Origin of the sequence: Streptomyces sp. NPDC079167 (genome assembly GCF_040686735.1) — a bacterium.
GTDB lineage: Bacteria > Actinomycetota > Actinomycetes > Streptomycetales > Streptomycetaceae > Streptomyces.
Map to the genome: position 1 here is coordinate 122392 of NZ_JBFBLO010000018.1, position 16019 is coordinate 138410.

Below are 16019 nucleotides of genomic sequence, written 5' to 3' on the forward strand. Positions count from 1 at the left end.
CCAGGACGCCCCGTACGGGCGTTTTCGGCCACCCGCACAGGCAACCGGACACCACTGTCCGGTCATTGCTACGGTAGCTGATGGCCGTTCAGCCGAGGGCGGCTGACCGATTGGAGTGAGACCCCCACATGACCACCACTCAAGCGCCGGCCCCCGATGAACTCGCGGCACTGAGGCAGCGCTACGACCTGGAACGCGAGCGGCGCGTACGGCCCGACGGAGCACGCCAGTACCTGAACACGGACGCGGAGTTCGGCTACTACGCCGCCGATCCGTACGCGGGGGAACCGGCCGGGCGCGAGGCGCTGCAGGACACCGTCGACGTCGCTGTGATCGGCGGCGGGTTCGGCGGGATCCTCGCCGGGGCGCGGATGCGGCAGCAGGGCGTGGAGCGGGTCCGGATCGTCGAGGCGGGCGGTGACTTCGGGGGCACCTGGTACTGGAACCGCTACCCGGGCATCCACTGCGACATCGAGTCGCACGTCTATCTGCCGATGCTCGACGAGACCGGCTATGTGCCGGAGTGGAAGTACTCCCCCGGCGAGGAGATCCGCCGCCACGCGATGCGCGTCGCCCAGACGTACGACCTCTATCCGGACGCCCTGTTCTCCACCACGGTCACCTCGCTCACCTGGGACGCGGCCTCCGAGACGTGGATCGTGGCCACCGACCGCGGCGACGCGTTCCAGGCCACGTACGTCGTCACCGCCACCGGCACACTGTCCGAGCCGAAACTGCCTGGCATACCGGGGATCGAGACCTTCCGGGGCCACACGTTCCACACGTCCCGCTGGGACTACGCCTACACCGGCGGCACCCCGGACGGCGGCCTGACCGGCCTCGCCGGCAAGCGTGTGGGCATCGTCGGCACCGGCGCCACCGGCGTCCAGGTCATACCGATGCTGGCCGAGGACGCCCAGCACGTCTACGTCTTCCAGCGCACCTCCTCCAGCGTGGACGTGCGGGCCAACCGCCGCACCACCCCGCAGGACGTGGGCGCCGACCGCGACGGCTGGGCCCGGGAGCGCCGCGAGAACTTCCTGCGCATCGTCTCCGGCGAGGCGGCCGACCGGGACCTCGTCGCCGACGGCTGGACCTCCTCGGCCGGACTCCTGGAGAAGCTCCTGCCGAGCTTCAACCGCCCGGACCGGGGCCCGGCCTTCGAGACCGCGTACGAGGTGGCCGACGCCGCGAAGATGAACGAGCTGCGCACCCGTGTCGAGCAGGCCGTCGCCGATCCCGGTACGGCGGAGAAGCTCAAGCCCTGGTACCGGTACGCCTGCAAGCGCCCCACCTTCTCCGACAAGTACTACTCGGCGTTCAACCGCGACAACGTCACCCTGGTCGACACCGCGGACACCCATGGCATCGAGCGCGTCACCGAAGAGGGTGTGGTCGTCGGCAGCGACACGTACGAACTCGACTGTCTGATCTTCGCCACGGGATTCTCCGTCGGCGTCTCCGGCATCCACTCGGGCAGACTCCCCGTCCACGGCCGGGACGGCACGCAGCTGCTGCACGCGATGGCGCAGGAAGGCCCGCGCACCCTGCACGGCTTCACCAGCAACAACTTCCCGAACCTGATCCGTATGGGGTCGCTGCACAACGCCAGCAGCGTCAACTTCACGCACGTCCTGGACGAACAGGCCGTCCACGCCGCCGCTCTCGTCGCGGCGGCCGAGGCCGGGAACGCCCTCCTGGAACCCTCACGCGCCTCCGAGGACGCCTGGATCGCCGTCATGGCCGAGGACGCGCCCGACCACGAGTGGTTCCACGCCGGGTGCACCCCCGGCTACTACAACCGCGAGGGCCTCGGCCGGCCGAACTCCGCGAGCGCCTACCCCCACGGCGCGGTCGCCTTCCACGAACTGCTGAAGGAGTGGCGCGAGGAGTCCATCGACGAGGTGCTGCGCCCCAGGACCGCTCCCCGGCCGGAGCCCCGCGCCGGGGGCCTCGTACCCGAGGCGGGCGGCAACTGACGGAACGAAGCCGTCCGCCGGGGCAGGAGACCGCTCCTGCCCCGGCGGTCGCGGGATCAGGCAGCCGTCGCGGGAATCAGGCAGCCGTCGCGGGGCGGCCGGCGCGGATGGCCGCGACGACACCGCCGTCGACGAGCAGGTCGCTGCCGGTGATGAAGGTCGCCAGGTCGCCTCGGCGGCGGTCGGCAAGCCCACGGTCTACCGCAGGTGGCCCTCCAAGGCCGCCCTCGTCGCCGACGCCGTGCTGCGGAGCTTCCTCGCGGCGGTGCCCGGCACCGAACCGCCGGGCCCTCACGCCACCGGCGACACCACCCAGCAGCTGACCGACTGGTTCCGGGCCTACGCCGCCTCGGTCGGCGACCCGCACCACGCGGCCATGGTTCTCGCTCTGATCGCGGCCGCGGCCGAGAGCCCGCACGACGCCGAGAACCTCTACGGGCACCACACCCGCGCGCAGTACGAAACGCTCGTGAACTGCCTCCGCGCGGGTGTGACCGGTGGCGAATTCCGCGCCGACGCGGATCTAGAAGCGGTGGCCGACGCCCTCATCGGCTCCGTCCTGGACCAGCTGCTCACCCGCACGGGCGACGCCTCACCCGGCCGGGCCGAGGGCCTGCTCCACGACCTGCTGGCCGGACTCAGGCGCCCCGGAACCGGTGCCTGAGCGGAACCGACCGTGCAGCCGGTACCCTCCCCCGCCGGGCACCGACTGCACGTACCCAACAGTGCCGGGCCGGAACGCGGTGATGTTGCCCTTCCGTCCACGGTTTCTTGTCACCGCGTCCACTGGAACCACCACGGCCCGGGCGCCTTACGCGGTGGGGTCCCTGTCCATCACGGCCAGGACCCCGCTCCACGCGGTGGGGTCCCTGTCCACCACGGCCAGGGACCCCTTCCTGACCGTCATACGTCCTCCTGCTCCCTCTCGCCCAGGGCCCGCAGCCGGTGCTCCCTGGGCGAGAGCCCGTACGCGGTCCGGAAGGCCCGGCTGAATCCGCAGGCGCGGGGGAAGCCCCAGCGCGCGGCTATCCCGTAGACCGGGTCGCCCCGTAGCGCGGGGTCCTCCAGGTCGCGCCGCGCGTTCTCCAGGCGCCCCCTCCGTATCCTCGCGGCGACCGTCTCCTGTGCCTGGTCCTCGAACACGCGGTGCAGATGGCTGAGGGAGATGTGGTGCGCCGCGGCGACGACGCGCGGTGACAGCTCCGGGTCGTGCAGGTTCTCCCGGATGAACGCGTCGATCTGCCGAAGCAGAACCTGCCGGCGGCTCTCGGGCGGCAGTGCGGACTCGGCGTCCAGGGTCTGGGCCAGCAGGGCCGACACCAGGTCGAGGACGACCGCGCCCAGTCGGGGGGCGTCATCCGGCCGGAGGGCCGCCGCCTGCTGCTCCAGGCCGGTGAGGAACCCGCCGAGCAGCGCACCCGTTCCCTCACGTCCGGGAAGGCCACGGCCCAGCACCCGCCTCAGCCGGTGCGGCGCCAGCGGGAGCAGTTCCTTCGGAAAGTCGACGCCCACCCCTCGTACGCGACCGCTCGCTCCCCCGTCGGACGGACGGAGGTCGTACGGCAGGGAGTCGTCCACCAGATGCAGGTCACAGGGGCCGAAGGTGTCCGTGCCACCGACGTGTTCGAGGGTCAGCTCTCCCTCCAGTAGCAGCGTCAGGTGATACATCCCGTCGTCGGTCCGCTGCGCCCGCCGAGAGCTCATCCGGTAGCACGCCGGCAGGAACGACGTCGGCCACACCGTCACGGGGCCCAGCTCCATGAGCCGCATCTCCGCCTGGAAGTCGTCGGCGTACGGACTGCTCATCTCGCTCGCCCTGGTGCGGCCGACGAGTTCCCGCCAGTAGTCGAACCTTTCGGCGGCCAGCACCTCGCGGGTGTGAAAAACGGTCCCTATCACGCGCCCACCTCGGCCTTCTCGCGGAGTCTCAGCTTCCGGCAGCCTAAACGGCGACCCCGCACTGCGTTCAAGAGGCGACTGTTCCAGGCCAGTTCACGCCGCCTGTGTCAACCCTGGACGGCTGTCACGGGGCGTCCTGCAGACCGGCCGGGGCCGCGACGGAGAATCCCCGTCCCCGCAGCGGTGGTGACACGCCCACCTCGTCACGATGCTCACCGTGTAGTTCTCATGGAGCAGGCGCCGACCGACGTAGGGATCGGACGTGAGATGACCATCAAACTCGATCAACGCAATCGGCCCGAGCCGGATCTGCTGGTGACGACGGCCGACTTCGACGGTGACCGCACCTGGTTCGCGCCGGATGAAGCACGCCTCGCCGTCGAGGTGGTACCCGTTGGCATCTTCAGGGACACGCTCAACCGTCCGGTGCCCTTCGAGATCAACCTCGGCCTGGAGAAGCTTGCTCCACCCCGCCGCGGCTGAGGCAGCACCACCTCAGTACGGAAACGCGGCAGGGGACGGACTGACCCAAGTGAGACCTGGGCGCGGACCACTCACCAGTGGAGACGCCCGGTCGGTGGTCGTCAAGCCAGCAGTCACCCAGCCTCGGCGTGCCACCCGTCGGCGGCTTCGCGGCTCGGCCCGGCGACCGCGTCATGCGATGGCGGCAGGCTCTCCCATCCCAGGTGACCGGCCTGCCGGCCGACCTGCCGCCCGCATTCGCGGCGACCGCCTTCAGCGCGGCCGCCGGCAATCCCGGTCGACGCTCGCGATCAGCACACCAGACACCGTGACCTTTCGACGCACGTCGAATCGATTGGATGTCCACGACCCTGGTGCCAGCCTGATCTCGGCAACCGCAGGACCTGCCCGTCCGACACCAGGAGACCTCATGATCTTCGTCAACATCACGACGACCGACCTCGAGCGCAGCAAGGCCTTCTACAAGGCGCTCGGCTGCGACATCAACCCGATGTTCACCGACGAGAACGCCGCATGCGTCGTCTGGGACGAGAACACGAACTTCATGGTGCTCACCCATGGGCACTTCTCGCAGTTCACCGACAAGCAGATCGCCGACCCGCACTCGGTCGCCCAGGTCCTGCTGTCGTTCTCGCGCGACTCGCGGGACCACGTCGACGGGACCGTCGACGCCGGTGTCACCGCGGGCGGTCGTGAGCCGCGCCCCGCGCAGGACCACGGGTTCATGTACGGGCGCTCCCTCGAGGACCCGGACGGCAACGTCCTCGAGTTCCTCTACATGGAGCCCCAGGCCACCGAGCAGGGGCCGGAGGCTTACGTCGCCGAGCACGGCGCGGGACCGGACCTCGTCCCCGGGCGGTGACCCTCCGCACCGGCCCCGGATGTGCTCGTCCACCGCGTCAGACGCGGTGGACGAGCGCGTCGCCGAGCGGCGTACGCGCGTGCAGCACGCGCCGCCCGGCACGCCGGGACGCGATGAGCCCGGCGGCGCGCAGGGCGTCGAGGTGGTGGGATGCGGTGGAAGCCGCGATCCCGGCCTCTCCGGCGGTCTCCGTCGTCGACAGCGACGCGCCGAGCGCGACGAGCACCGCGGCGCGGCTCTCCCCGAGCAGGCCCGCCAGCGCGTCCGCCGAATCGGCACGATGCCACACCTCTGACACACCGAGCGCGGGGTAGAACAGCGTCGGCTGCGCGGGCGGCTCCGTGAGCACCGCGCAGTGGCGCCCGAAGAACGACGGCACGAGCACGAGGCCCCGCCCCTGGCAGTCGACGATCTCCTCGTGCTGTTCTATCCGGACGCGCACGGTGTCGGCGCTCCACTCGACACGTTCGCCGAGATCGGCCGCCATCCCCGCCAGACCGTCCGCGGTCATCCGTCGCACCCGGGAGCCGATGTCCGCATGAAGAATGCGTTCGATCTGCGCCCAGTACGGCGCGAGTGCGGCCTCCCAGAGCGCCTCGACGTGGTGCACGATCATGGCGCGGATCCTCGCGGGATCGGCCGCCATCCTCTCGAGCGCGGCCCGCGCCACGCCGGCGCTGCGGACCGCGCGCTTGCGCATGTCGACCGAGATCGGCTCGAGCGGCGCCTGCCGCAGCCTCTCGATCTCATCCGCAGGCGTGAGATCCCACGACGCGGCCGACGTGAACAGATCGGGCGAGTACCCGGTTTCGCCCACGACGAGGCGCAGCAAATCGAGGGAATCCCGCGGGACATCGTCGCGAACGGCGCGCAGCCATCCCCACTGCAGCGGCTGCTCCTGAGGCCGACTGAGGGTCCGCACCGCGTGGACGATCTCATGCCCTGGTGACACACCGAATCGGACGGTGGAGATGTCCTCCGAAGCAAGGCGGAACTCGACATACTTCTGTGGCACGTCGAGCAGGCTACCGCCGGCACGACTCAGCCGACCGGGCGCGGCCCCGCTTCATGCAACGGCTCGCCGCTCGAAGCGCTGAACTTCCCCCGGTGAACAGCCGCTACGTCCAGGTCCACCCGGAGCCCCCGACGAGGCGAGCCGCTCGCTGACGCCAGGGTCCGCGCCGCCCTGCAGATCCGGGGAACCGGATCTGCAGGGCGGATCCGGGGAACCGGATCGTCAGTGACGCGGACATCTGCCTGACATCAGCCCCTCGACGACCACCCACAGGTGTGCCGGCTCGACCGAGACCGAGCTGTGGCGGCAGCTAGACGTTGAAGCGGAACTCCACCACGTCGCCGTCCTGCATCACGTACTCCTTGCCCTCCATGCGCGCCTTGCCCTTCGCGCGGGCCTCCGCGACCGAGCCCGTCTCGACGAGGTCGTCGAAGGAGACGATCTCCGCCTTGATGAAGCCCTTCTGGAAGTCGGTGTGGATCACACCGGCCGCCTCCGGGGCCGTCGCGCCCTTCTTGATCGTCCAGGCGCGGGCTTCCTTCGGGCCTGCCGTGAGGTAGGTCTGCAGGCCCAGGGTGTCGAAGCCGACGCGGCCGAGGGTGGCCAGGCCGGGCTCCTCCTGGCCCATGGACTGGAGGAGTTCGAGGGCCTCCTCGTCGTCGAGCTCGATCAGCTCGGACTCGATCTTGGCGTTGAGGAAGATGGCCTCGGCCGGGGCGACCAGGGCGCGCTGCTCGTTCTTGAAGCCCTCGTCGACGAGCTCGTCCTCGTCGACGTTGAACACGTACAGGAAGGGCTTCGTCGTGAGCAGGTGCAGCTCGTGGAGGAGGCGGCCCTTCTCGGTGCCGGCCGTGATGCCCCTGGAGAAGAGCGTGTCGCCGGCCTCGAGGATCTTCTGGGCCTCCTCGACGGCGGCGAGGACCGCGACCTTGTCCTTCTGGAGGCGGGCCTCCTTCGTCAGGCGCGGGACGGCCTTCTCGACGGACTGGAGGTCGGCGAGGATCAGTTCGGTGTTGATCGTCTCGATGTCGTCCTTGGGCGAGACCTTGCCGTCGACGTGGACGACGTTGTCGTCCTTGAAGGCGCGGATGACCTGGCAGATCGCGTCGGACTCGCGGATGTTCGCGAGGAACTTGTTACCCAGACCCTCGCCCTCGCTCGCGCCCCGCACGATGCCCGCGATGTCGACGAAGTCGACGGTGGCGGGGAGCAGCTTCTGCGAGCTGAAGATCTCGGCGAGCTTGTCCAGGCGCGGGTCGGGGACGCCCACGACGCCGACGTTCGGCTCGATGGTGGCGAACGGGTAGTTGGCCGCCAGCACGTCGTTCTTGGTCAGGGCGTTGAAAAGGGTCGACTTGCCGACATTCGGCAGGCCGACGATTCCGATCGTGAGCGACACTTTGGCGACTTCCTGAAGTGAGGAGAGGGGCTGTGCGGGCGGACCGGAGGGCGGACCGGTTCTCCAGTTTACGGGCGGGGGCCGCCGGCCCGTCACGGGTGCGGGGACGGAGGGCGGGCCGGGGCCGAACGGGCCTGTTTCGGCCGTGCGGTATCGAACGCAACGCCAAGGTCACCCAAAGCGCGTGTCCAACGCCCGAAAGAGTGCACCCGGCGTCCTAGGTTGTCGGGGTGGAGCAGCACAGGACACGTACCCCGCAGCGCGCCCAGCCCCCGCAGGGCCGGCCCGCACCGCCCGGCGGCCTCGGCGAGGCCACGGGTGCGGCCGGCGGTCCGGTGGCCGTGGTGGTCGCCCCGGCGCCGGCGGCCGGCCCGGGTCCGGGGCCCCGGCGCGGGGCCCCGCCCGTGGTCCTGGCGCTGCGCAGATTCCCCAACCCCCGGCTGACCGGTATCGGCGCCGGGCTCTTCGCGGCGCTGGCGATGTTCCTGCTGGCCTGCGTGGACCGGCTCCTCTTCGGCGGTTCGGAGCTGGTGTACGGGCTGCTCTTCCTGCCCGTCAGCGCCCTGACCGCCCTCTGGGTGCGGCCCGCCGACCTGGTGACCGCCCCGATCATCGTGCCCATCGCCTTCGCGGTCGGCGTGGTCCCCGTCGCCGGCGGCACGGGCGGCTTCGGCGGGCAGGCGATGGCCGTCGTGACCGCGCTCGCCGTCCAGGCGGGCTGGCTGTACGGGGGCACGCTCATCGCGGGTCTCATCGCCTCCGTACGGAAGATCCGGCAGATGCGGGAGCGGCAGCGGCACCTGGCCAGGGCCGGCCGGGCCGACCGCCGCCCCCGCGCGTAGAAACTACGTGCCGGCGGCCGCCATGGCCGCACCGACGATGCCCGCGTTGTTCTGCAGCTGGGCCGGGACCGTCTCGGCCCGTACGTGTTCGATGAGCGGCAGGAACTTCTCCGCCTTCCGGCTGACGCCCCCGCCGATGATGAAGAGCTCGGGCGAGAACAGCATCTCCACGTGGACCAGGTACTTCTGCACCCGGTGCGCCCAGTGGTGCCAGCTGAGGTCCTCGTCCTCCTTGGCCTTCGTGGAGGCGCGCTTCTCCGCGTCGTGGCCGTGCAGCTCCAGGTGGCCGAGCTCCGTGTTGGGGACGAGCTGCCCGTCGGTGAAGACCGCGCTGCCGATGCCCGTGCCGAGGGTCAGCATGATGACCGTGCCCTTGCGGTCACGGCCCGCCCCGAAGGTCATCTCGGCGACACCGGCCGCGTCGGCGTCGTTGAGGATCGTGACGGGCTGCCCGATACGTTCGCTGAGCAGCGCCCGGGCGTCCGTGTCGATCCAGCCCTTGTCCACGTTGGCCGCGGTCCTGGTGACGCCGCCGGTGACCACTCCGGGGAACGTGATGCCGACCGGCCCCTGCCAGTCGAAGTGGCCGACGACCTCGGCCACACCGTCGGCCACGCTCGCGGGCGTGGCCGGGTGAGGTGTCAGTACCTTGTGGCGCTCCCGCGCCAGCTCTCCGCGGTCCAGGTCCACGGGCGCACCCTTGATCCCTGAACCGCCGATGTCCACACCGAAGATCTCCATGTGATCCACGGTACGGGCAGGTGGCGAGGATCACTCCCCGGACGGGCGATCCGGCGGACGCACCCGGGGCACCCGGCCGGGAGCCGGGCGCGCCCCTGTCACCCGGCGGAGAGCGCGGCGGCCTCGGCCCGCAGGTCGCGCCGGAGCTCCTTGGGCAGCGAGAAGGTGATCGACTCGTCGGCCGTCTTCACCGTTTCCACATCCGCGTAGCCCCGCTCGGCCAGCCACTCCAGCACGCCGTCGACGAGGACGTCGGGCACCGAGGCGCCCGAGGTCAGGCCGACCGTGGTCACGCCCTCCAGCCATGCCTCGTCGATCTCGGCGGCGAAGTCCACGAGGTGGGCGGCGGGCGCGCCGGCGTCCAGGGCGACCTCGACCATGCGGATCGAGTTGGAGGAGTTCTTGGAGCCGACGACGATGACCAGCTCGGCGTCCTCGGCCAGCTTCTTCACGGCGATCTGACGGTTCTGGGTGGCGTAGCAGATGTCGTCGCTGGGCGGGGAGAGGAGATTGGGGAACTTCTGCTTGAGCGCGCCGACGGTCTCCATCGTCTCGTCGACGGAGAGCGTCGTCTGGGAGAGCCAGACGACCTTCGACTCGTCGCGGACCTCGACGTTCGCCACGTCCTCGGGGCCGTCGACCAGCGTGATGTGGTCGGGGGCCTCACCGCTCGTACCGATGACTTCCTCGTGGCCCTCGTGGCCGATCAGGAGGATGTCGTAGTCCTCCTTGGCGTAGCGGACGGCTTCCTTGTGGACCTTGGTGACCAGCGGGCAGGTCGCGTCGATCGTGGCGAGCTTGCGCTCGGCGGCCTCCGCGTGGACGGTCGGGGCGACGCCGTGCGCGGAGAACATCACGATGGAGCCCTCGGGCACCTCCGCGGTCACGTCGACGAAGATCGCGCCCTTCTTCTCGAGGGTCTGCACGACGTACTTGTTGTGCACGATCTCGTGACGGACGTAGACCGGGGCACCGTACTGCTCCAGTGCTTTCTCGACGGCGATCACGGCGCGGTCCACGCCCGCGCAGTAACCGCGGGGGGCTGCGAGCAGGACACGGCGGGCAGGAGAAGCAGTCATGCGTCCCATCGTAAGGCCGTACCGAACAGGCGCCGGGTCGGCGGGGTCGCGAGACTGATGCGTACGCAACCAGCGACGGAGGGTTCATGGCGGGGAGCAGCACGGAAGAGGGAAGGCTGCGGCGGACACTCGGGTTCCGGGACCTGGTGGTCTACGGGTTGCTGTTCATCGCGCCGATGGCCCCCGTCGGGGTCTTCGGCACCCTGGACGCCAAGTCCGGCGGGGCCGTGGCTCTGGTGTATCTCGTGGCGACCGTGGTGATGGCCTTCACCGCGTTCAGCTATGCCCAGATGGTGCGGGTGGCCCCGCTCGCCGGGTCGGTCTTCGCTTACGCCCGCAAGGGGCTCGGGGAAGGGCCGGGGTTCATCGCCGGCTGGATGGCGATGCTCGACTACCTGCTCATCCCGGCCGTCGCCTATCTGTTTTCCGGGATCGCGATGAACGCGCTGGTCCCCGAGGTTTCGCGGTGGGTGTGGACGGCGATCGCCGTGGTGGTGACGACGCTGCTCAACCTCTGGGGCGTACGGGCGGCGGCCCGGGTGGGCTTCGCGGTGCTCGCCATGGAGATCGTGGTGCTGCTGGTGTTCGTGGTGGCGGCGGTGGTGGTGCTGGCCAGGGACGGGGCGCAGCGCGGCTGGCTGTCGCCGCTCACCGGTGACACCGGGTTCTCGATGACGGCGGTGCTGGGGGCGGTGTCCGTCGCGGTGCTGTCCTATCTGGGGTTCGACGCGATCGCCTCGTTCGCGGAAGAGGTGACGGGGGGCTCGGCGAAGGTGGCGCGGGCGGTGCTGTTCTGCCTGGTGCTCGCGGGGGCGCTGTTCGTGGTCCAGTCGTATCTGGCGGCGCTGCTGGAACCGGTGAGTTCGGCGGAGCTGGCGGCGGATCCGGTGAAGCAGGGGTCCGCGTTCTACGACGCGGTGGACGCCTCGGTCGGCTCCTGGCTGCATGATCTGGTGGCCGTCAGCAAGGCGATCGGTGCGGCCTTCGCGGCGCTGGCGGGGCAGGCGGCGGCCGGCCGGCTGGTGTTCGCGATGGGGCGGGAGGGGCGGCTGCCGTCGTTCCTGTCCCGGGTCGACAGCCGGTCCGGGGTGCCGCGTGTCGCGATCGCGTGCGCCGCGGTCGTGACGCTGGTGGCGGCGGTGTGGGCGGCCCGGCGCGATGACGGCCTCGACCACCTGGTGTCGGTCGTGAACGTGGGGGCGCTCACCGCGTTCGTGCTGCTGCACGCGTCGGTGGTCGGCTGGTTCGCCGTACGCCGGATGGAAGGGCCGCCGAACTTGTGGCGCCACATCGTGGTGCCGGTGGTGGGCGCGGGCGTGCTGGTGGCGGTGATCCTGGAGGCGACGAAGAGCGCCCAGCTGGTGGGGGTGTGCTGGCTGGGGATCGGCCTGGTGGTGCTCGCGGTGCAGTGGGGGCGGCGGACGGCGTAGAAAGGCCCCGGCGGCCCAGCAAAGGCCCCGGCGGTCCGGCGGACGGCCCAGCAAAGGCCCCGGCGTCCGGCGTGCGGCCCAGCAAACGGCCCCGGCGTCCGGCGTGCGGCCCGGGAAAGGGCCGGTTGTCCGTACCGGCCGATACGCTCGCCCGTATGGCTCTCACTACGTCCCCGGAAGCCCCGCTGCCCGTCGGCGACGTGTCACGGCTGATCGGCGGCTGGATCGACCGGCTCGGCGCGGTCTGGGTGGAGGGGCAGATCACCCAGCTGTCACGCCGGCCCGGCGCCGGGGTGGTGTTCCTGACGCTGCGCGATCCCTCCCACGACATCTCGGTGAGCGTGACCTGCTTCCGGCAGGTCTTCGACCGGATCGCCGACGTGGTGACCGAGGGTGCGCGGGTGGTCGTCCTCGCCAAGCCCGAGTGGTACGCCCCGCGCGGGCAGTTGTCCCTGCGGGCCACGGAGATACGGCCGGTGGGCATCGGCGAGCTGCTGGTGCGGCTGGAGCAGCTGAAGAAGTCGCTGGCCGCCGAGGGGCTCTTCGCCCTGGACCGGAAGAAGCCGCTGCCCTTCCTGCCGCAGCTGATCGGCCTGGTCTCGGGCCGGGCGTCGGCGGCGGAGCGCGATGTGCTGGAGAACGCCAGACGGCGCTGGCCGGCGGTGCGCTTCGAGGTGCGCAACACCGCGGTGCAGGGTGTGCACGCCGTGAACCAGGTGGTCCAGGCGGTCCAGGAGCTGGACGGGCTGCCCGAGGTCGACGTGATCGTGGTCGCCCGCGGCGGCGGCAGCGTGGAGGATCTGCTGCCGTTCTCCGACGAGGCGCTGATCCGGGCGGTGGCGGCGTGCCGCACGCCGGTGGTCTCCGCGATCGGGCACGAGCCGGACTCGCCCCTGCTCGACCTGGTGGCCGATGTGCGGGCGTCGACGCCGACGGACGCGGCGAAGAAGGTCGTGCCGGACGTGGGTGAGGAGCTCGACCGCGTCCAGCAGCTCCGGGACCGCGCGCTGCGGACCGTGCGGGGCCTGATCGACCGGGAGGAGCGGGGGCTGGCGCATGCGCTGGGCAGGTCCTCCATGGAGCGGCCGCAGCGGATGGTGGACGAGCGGGAGGCGGAGGTCGACGCGTTGGTGGGGCGGAGCCGCAGGGTCCTCGGGCACCTGCTGGACCGCGCCGACTCGGAGCTCGCGCACACCAGGGCCCGGGTCGTGGCGCTCTCGCCGGCGGCGACGCTGGAGCGGGGGTACGCGGTGCTGCAGCGGCCGGACGGCCATGTGGTGCGCTCCCCCGCGGACGCCGGGGCGCCGGGCGAGGAGCTGCGGGCACGGGTCTCCGAGGGCGAGTTCACCGTGCGGGTCGCGGAGTGACGGCCTCCGGTGAGGCCGTGGGCAGCCGAGTCTGTCGGCCCCCGCGCATAGGGTGGTCGGCATGACGGACGACGGGACGACGACGGCTGCCGCGACCGGCACGCTCGGGTACGAGCAGGCGCGGGACGAGCTGATCGAGGTCGTGCGCCGCCTGGAGGCGGGCGGCACGACGCTGGAGGAGTCGCTGGCGCTGTGGGAGCGCGGCGAGGAGCTGGCGAAGGTCTGCCGGCACTGGCTGGAGGGCGCGCGGGCGCGGCTGGACGCGGCGCTGGCGCGCCCCGAGGAGCCCTCGGAGGCCGGCGGCGACGCGGGGCAGTGACCTCCGGAGGCACTGCCGGGCATCGGGAGCTGTTGTGCGGTGGATCACCCCGGGACAGATTTAGTTGAACTTTAATCTATCCCTCGGTTACGGTGATCGTGTCGCTTGACCCGTTCAGCCCGGAAGGTAACGCTCCAGATGTCCCTCGTTCTTGACCCCGCCGCCCAGGACCTCCTCTTCCGTGAGGCCCGCACTGCCAACACGTTCACCGACGAGCCGGTGACCGACGAGCAGGTCCAGGCGATCTACGACCTGGTCAAGTACGGCCCCACGGCCTTCAACCAGTCGCCGCTGCGCGTCGTCCTGGTCCGTACGCCGGAGGGCCGCGAGCGCCTCGTGAAGCACATGGCAGAGGGCAACCGGCCGAAGACCTCCACCGCCCCGCTGGTCGCGCTCCTCGTCGCGGACCACGAGTTCCACGAGGAACTCCCGGCGCTCCTGCCGCACTTCCCGCAGGCCAAGGACGCGTTTTTCTCCGAGCGCCCGGTGCGCGAGCAGTCGGCCGCGCTCAACGCCACTCTGCAGGCCGCCTACTTCATCATCGGCGTCCGCGCCGCCGGCCTGGCCGCCGGCCCGATGACCGGCTTCGACGCCGCGGGCATCGAGAAGGAGTTCCTGGACGGCGACCACAAGCTGATCATGGCCGTCAACATCGGCAAGCCGGGCGAGGACGCCTGGTTCCCGCGTCTGCCGCGCCTGTCCTACGACGAGGTCATCACGACCGTCTGATTTCCCTCCCGGGAGGCGGCCGCCTCCCGGGACGACGGAAGAGCCCCACGACGCCGAGCGTCGTGGGGCTCTTCCGTCGGTACGGGGGCCTTCAGGAAGCAGCAGGAGCGGCGGGAGCCGTCTTCAGCGCGGCGGCCATCTCCGCCAGCCGGTCCGCGGGGGCCGAGCCGGTGACCACCGTCGTCACACCCTCGGCGTGCAGCACCAGCGCGTCGTACTTCGGCCCGTTCCAGATCTCCCAGTCACGGCCCGACACCTCGCGGGTGCGCCCGGTGTTCTCGGCGTCCCGGCTGACCTCGGAGACGTACTTCTTCGCCGGGGCCGTCGACTGCTCGACGGCCACGTACCTCTTGTCGGGGTCGAGGAAGCCGAGGTGCCATCCCGAGCCGTTCTGCCCCTCGTACGAGACGGAGGTCGCCTTCCAGCCTTCGGGCAGCCCCGCCGGGGCTGCCACGGGGTACGGCGCGGCGCGACGGGCCGTCGCGAGCTCGACCCGGTAGTCGACCGCCTTGAGGGGGTCGGCCTTCTCGTCGTGCGGGATGAAGAGGTAGACGACGCCCGCCACTGCGGTGATCACGAGCATCGACAGGATCATGTCCCGGACGGTCTGCTTGCCTCGCTTGCTTGCCACGGACTCAATGGTGGCATGGGCCGCCGGAGGCCCGGTCGGCGGGCATCCGCTCATAAGTGACCCGCTCTGCTCATTTTATCGACCTACCGATAGAGTCACAGCACCCTCTTTTCCGGTCGTCGTCGTACAGAAAGGTGCGCTCCGATGTCCGAGCATCATCTGCCGTCCCAGCTCGAGGTCTCCCCGGAGGCCCCCGACCGCAACCTGGCCCTGGAGTTGGTGCGGGTCACCGAGGCCGCCGCCATGGCCGCCGGGCGCTGGGTCGGCCGCGGCGACAAGATCGGCGCCGACGGCGCCGCAGTGAAAGCCATGCGCACGCTCGTCTCCACCGTGTCGATGAACGGCGTCGTCGTCATCGGTGAGGGAGAGAAGGACGAAGCGCCCATGCTGTTCAACGGCGAGCGCGTCGGTGACGGCACCGGAGCCGAGGTCGACATCGCCGTCGACCCGATCGACGGCACCACGCTCAACGCGAAGGGCATGCCCAACGCGATCGCCGTACTGGCCGCCGCGGACCGCGGCGCGATGTTCGACCCGTCCGCCGTCTTCTACATGGACAAGCTGGTCACCGGTCCCGAGGCCGCCGACTTCGTCGACATCAACGCACCGGTGTCCGTGAACATCCGACGCGTCGCGAAGGCGAAGAGTTCGGCCCCGGAGGACGTCACCGTCGTCATCCTGGACCGGCCCCGGCACGAGAACGTGGTCAGGGAGATCCGGGAGACCGGCGCCCGGATCAAGTTCATCTCCGACGGCGACGTCGCCGGATCGATCATGGCGGCCCGCGAGGGGACCGGCGTCGACCTGCTCATGGGCATCGGCGGCACCCCGGAAGGCATCATCTCGGCCTGCGCCATAAAGTGCCTCGGCGGCGTCATCCAGGGCAAGCTCTGGCCCAAGGACGAGGCGGAACGACAGCGGGCGCTGGACGCCGGCCACGACCTGGACCGGGTCCTGTCGACGGACGACCTCGTCAGCGGCGACAACGTCTTCTTCGTCGCCACCGGGATCACCGACGGCGAACTCCTGCGCGGTGTGCGGTACCGCGGGGAGACGGCCGGCACGGAGTCCCTGGTGATGCGGTCCAAGTCCGGCACGATCCGCAGGATCGACTCGACGCACCGGCTGTCGAAGCTGCGCGCCTACAGCGCGATGAGGTCACCTTCGCGGCACCGGCGATGTCGGTACGGTGGGGCACCCGCAAGGTCCGCCAATTCAAGGTCGATGGTGACGGCGAGTGGCGG

General features: G+C 70.7%; 15 protein-coding genes and 1 pseudogene. 10 read left to right on the forward strand and 6 right to left on the reverse strand.

Features of this window, described 5'->3' with window-relative positions:
* Nucleotides 1–128 precede the first annotated feature (128 nt).
* On the forward strand, nt 129–1979 hold the full coding sequence (locus AB0P41_RS29810; RefSeq protein ID WP_365935167.1) for an NAD(P)/FAD-dependent oxidoreductase: 1851 nt from the start codon (nt 129–131) through the stop codon (nt 1977–1979).
* A gap of 265 nt (nt 1980–2244) precedes the next feature.
* Nucleotides 2245–2643 (forward strand): TetR-like C-terminal domain-containing protein, encoded by a 399-nt coding sequence (locus tag AB0P41_RS29815; protein WP_365935169.1) that lies wholly within the window; start codon nt 2245–2247, stop codon nt 2641–2643.
* Between the two features lie 239 nt (nt 2644–2882).
* Here the strand turns inward: AB0P41_RS29815 and AB0P41_RS29820 are convergent, their stop codons facing one another.
* On the reverse strand, nt 2883–3878 hold the full coding sequence (locus tag AB0P41_RS29820) for a helix-turn-helix domain-containing protein (RefSeq protein WP_365935171.1): 996 nt from the start codon (nt 3876–3878) through the stop codon (nt 2883–2885).
* 172 nt (nt 3879–4050) lie between these two features.
* On the opposite strand from AB0P41_RS29820, the pseudogene AB0P41_RS29825 reads away from it, so the two are divergent.
* Nucleotides 4051–4361: pseudogene (locus AB0P41_RS29825) on the forward strand (Uma2 family endonuclease); the annotation flags it as partial.
* Nucleotides 4362–4770: 409 nt separating this feature from the next.
* Nucleotides 4771–5223: a VOC family protein gene (locus AB0P41_RS29830; RefSeq protein ID WP_356716038.1), complete on the forward strand. Its 453-nt coding sequence runs from the start codon at nt 4771–4773 to the stop codon at nt 5221–5223.
* Nucleotides 5224–5260: 37 nt separating this feature from the next.
* Here the strand turns inward: AB0P41_RS29830 and AB0P41_RS29835 are convergent, their stop codons facing one another.
* Nucleotides 5261–6145 carry a DUF5937 family protein gene (locus AB0P41_RS29835; RefSeq protein ID WP_365935174.1) on the reverse strand — a complete coding sequence of 295 codons (885 nt, stop codon included), beginning with the start codon at nt 6143–6145 and terminating at the stop codon, nt 5261–5263.
* 403 nt (nt 6146–6548) lie between these two features.
* Nucleotides 6549–7637, reverse strand: coding sequence for a redox-regulated ATPase YchF (gene ychF, locus AB0P41_RS29840; protein WP_365935176.1), 1089 nt, complete (start codon nt 7635–7637; stop codon nt 6549–6551).
* Nucleotides 7638–7867: 230 nt separating this feature from the next.
* Between ychF and AB0P41_RS29845 the strand changes: the two genes are divergently transcribed.
* On the forward strand, nt 7868–8479 hold the full coding sequence (locus tag AB0P41_RS29845; protein WP_356716064.1) for a DUF6542 domain-containing protein: 612 nt from the start codon (nt 7868–7870) through the stop codon (nt 8477–8479).
* Nucleotides 8480–8482: 3 nt separating this feature from the next.
* Here AB0P41_RS29845 and ppgK read toward each other — a convergent pair whose 3' ends face one another.
* Nucleotides 8483–9220, reverse strand: coding sequence for a polyphosphate--glucose phosphotransferase (gene ppgK, locus AB0P41_RS29850; RefSeq protein WP_365935178.1), 738 nt, complete (start codon nt 9218–9220; stop codon nt 8483–8485).
* A 98-nt stretch (nt 9221–9318) separates the two neighbouring features.
* The gene (locus AB0P41_RS29855) at nt 9319–10308 is read right to left on the reverse strand and encodes a 4-hydroxy-3-methylbut-2-enyl diphosphate reductase (protein ID WP_356716068.1); all 990 of its coding nucleotides are present in this window, start codon (nt 10306–10308) and stop codon (nt 9319–9321) included.
* 77 nt (nt 10309–10385) lie between these two features.
* Between AB0P41_RS29855 and AB0P41_RS29860 the strand changes: the two genes are divergently transcribed.
* From AB0P41_RS29860 to AB0P41_RS29875, 4 genes are all read left to right on the forward strand, one after another.
* The gene (locus AB0P41_RS29860; RefSeq protein WP_365935180.1) at nt 10386–11729 is read left to right on the forward strand and encodes an APC family permease; all 1344 of its coding nucleotides are present in this window, start codon (nt 10386–10388) and stop codon (nt 11727–11729) included.
* Between the two features lie 155 nt (nt 11730–11884).
* A complete protein-coding gene (gene xseA, locus AB0P41_RS29865) occupies nt 11885–13096 on the forward strand; it encodes an exodeoxyribonuclease VII large subunit (protein ID WP_356716072.1) in 1212 nt (403 codons plus the stop codon).
* Nucleotides 13097–13157: 61 nt separating this feature from the next.
* Nucleotides 13158–13415 (forward strand): exodeoxyribonuclease VII small subunit, encoded by a 258-nt coding sequence (locus AB0P41_RS29870; protein ID WP_356716073.1) that lies wholly within the window; start codon nt 13158–13160, stop codon nt 13413–13415.
* Nucleotides 13416–13553: 138 nt separating this feature from the next.
* The gene (locus tag AB0P41_RS29875) at nt 13554–14144 is read left to right on the forward strand and encodes a malonic semialdehyde reductase (RefSeq protein ID WP_356716075.1); all 591 of its coding nucleotides are present in this window, start codon (nt 13554–13556) and stop codon (nt 14142–14144) included.
* Between the two features lie 91 nt (nt 14145–14235).
* Here the strand turns inward: AB0P41_RS29875 and AB0P41_RS29880 are convergent, their stop codons facing one another.
* Nucleotides 14236–14775, reverse strand: coding sequence for a DUF4245 domain-containing protein (locus AB0P41_RS29880; protein ID WP_365935183.1), 540 nt, complete (start codon nt 14773–14775; stop codon nt 14236–14238).
* Nucleotides 14776–14919: 144 nt separating this feature from the next.
* Here AB0P41_RS29880 and glpX point away from each other — a divergent pair.
* Nucleotides 14920–16019 (forward strand): class II fructose-bisphosphatase (gene glpX, locus AB0P41_RS29885; protein ID WP_365935184.1); only part of this gene is annotated, 1100 nt, incomplete at its 3' end.

Bases quoted from the DNA above. Each gene is read 5' to 3' on its own strand.
- AB0P41_RS29810 (WP_365935167.1), top strand. From the start codon at position 129: ATGACCACCACTCAAGCGCCGGCCCCCGATGAACTCGCGGCACTGAGG.
- AB0P41_RS29830 (WP_356716038.1), top strand. From the start codon at position 4,771: ATGATCTTCGTCAACATCACGACGACCGACCTCGAGCGCAGCAAGGCC.
- ppgK (WP_365935178.1), bottom strand. From the start codon at position 9,220: ATGGAGATCTTCGGTGTGGACATCGGCGGTTCAGGGATCAAGGGTGCG.
- AB0P41_RS29855 (WP_356716068.1), bottom strand. From the start codon at position 10,308: ATGGGACGCATGACTGCTTCTCCTGCCCGCCGTGTCCTGCTCGCAGCC.
- AB0P41_RS29860 (WP_365935180.1), top strand. From the start codon at position 10,386: ATGGCGGGGAGCAGCACGGAAGAGGGAAGGCTGCGGCGGACACTCGGG.
- xseA (WP_356716072.1), top strand. From the start codon at position 11,885: ATGGCTCTCACTACGTCCCCGGAAGCCCCGCTGCCCGTCGGCGACGTG.
- AB0P41_RS29870 (WP_356716073.1), top strand. From the start codon at position 13,158: ATGACGGACGACGGGACGACGACGGCTGCCGCGACCGGCACGCTCGGG.
- AB0P41_RS29875 (WP_356716075.1), top strand. From the start codon at position 13,554: ATGTCCCTCGTTCTTGACCCCGCCGCCCAGGACCTCCTCTTCCGTGAG.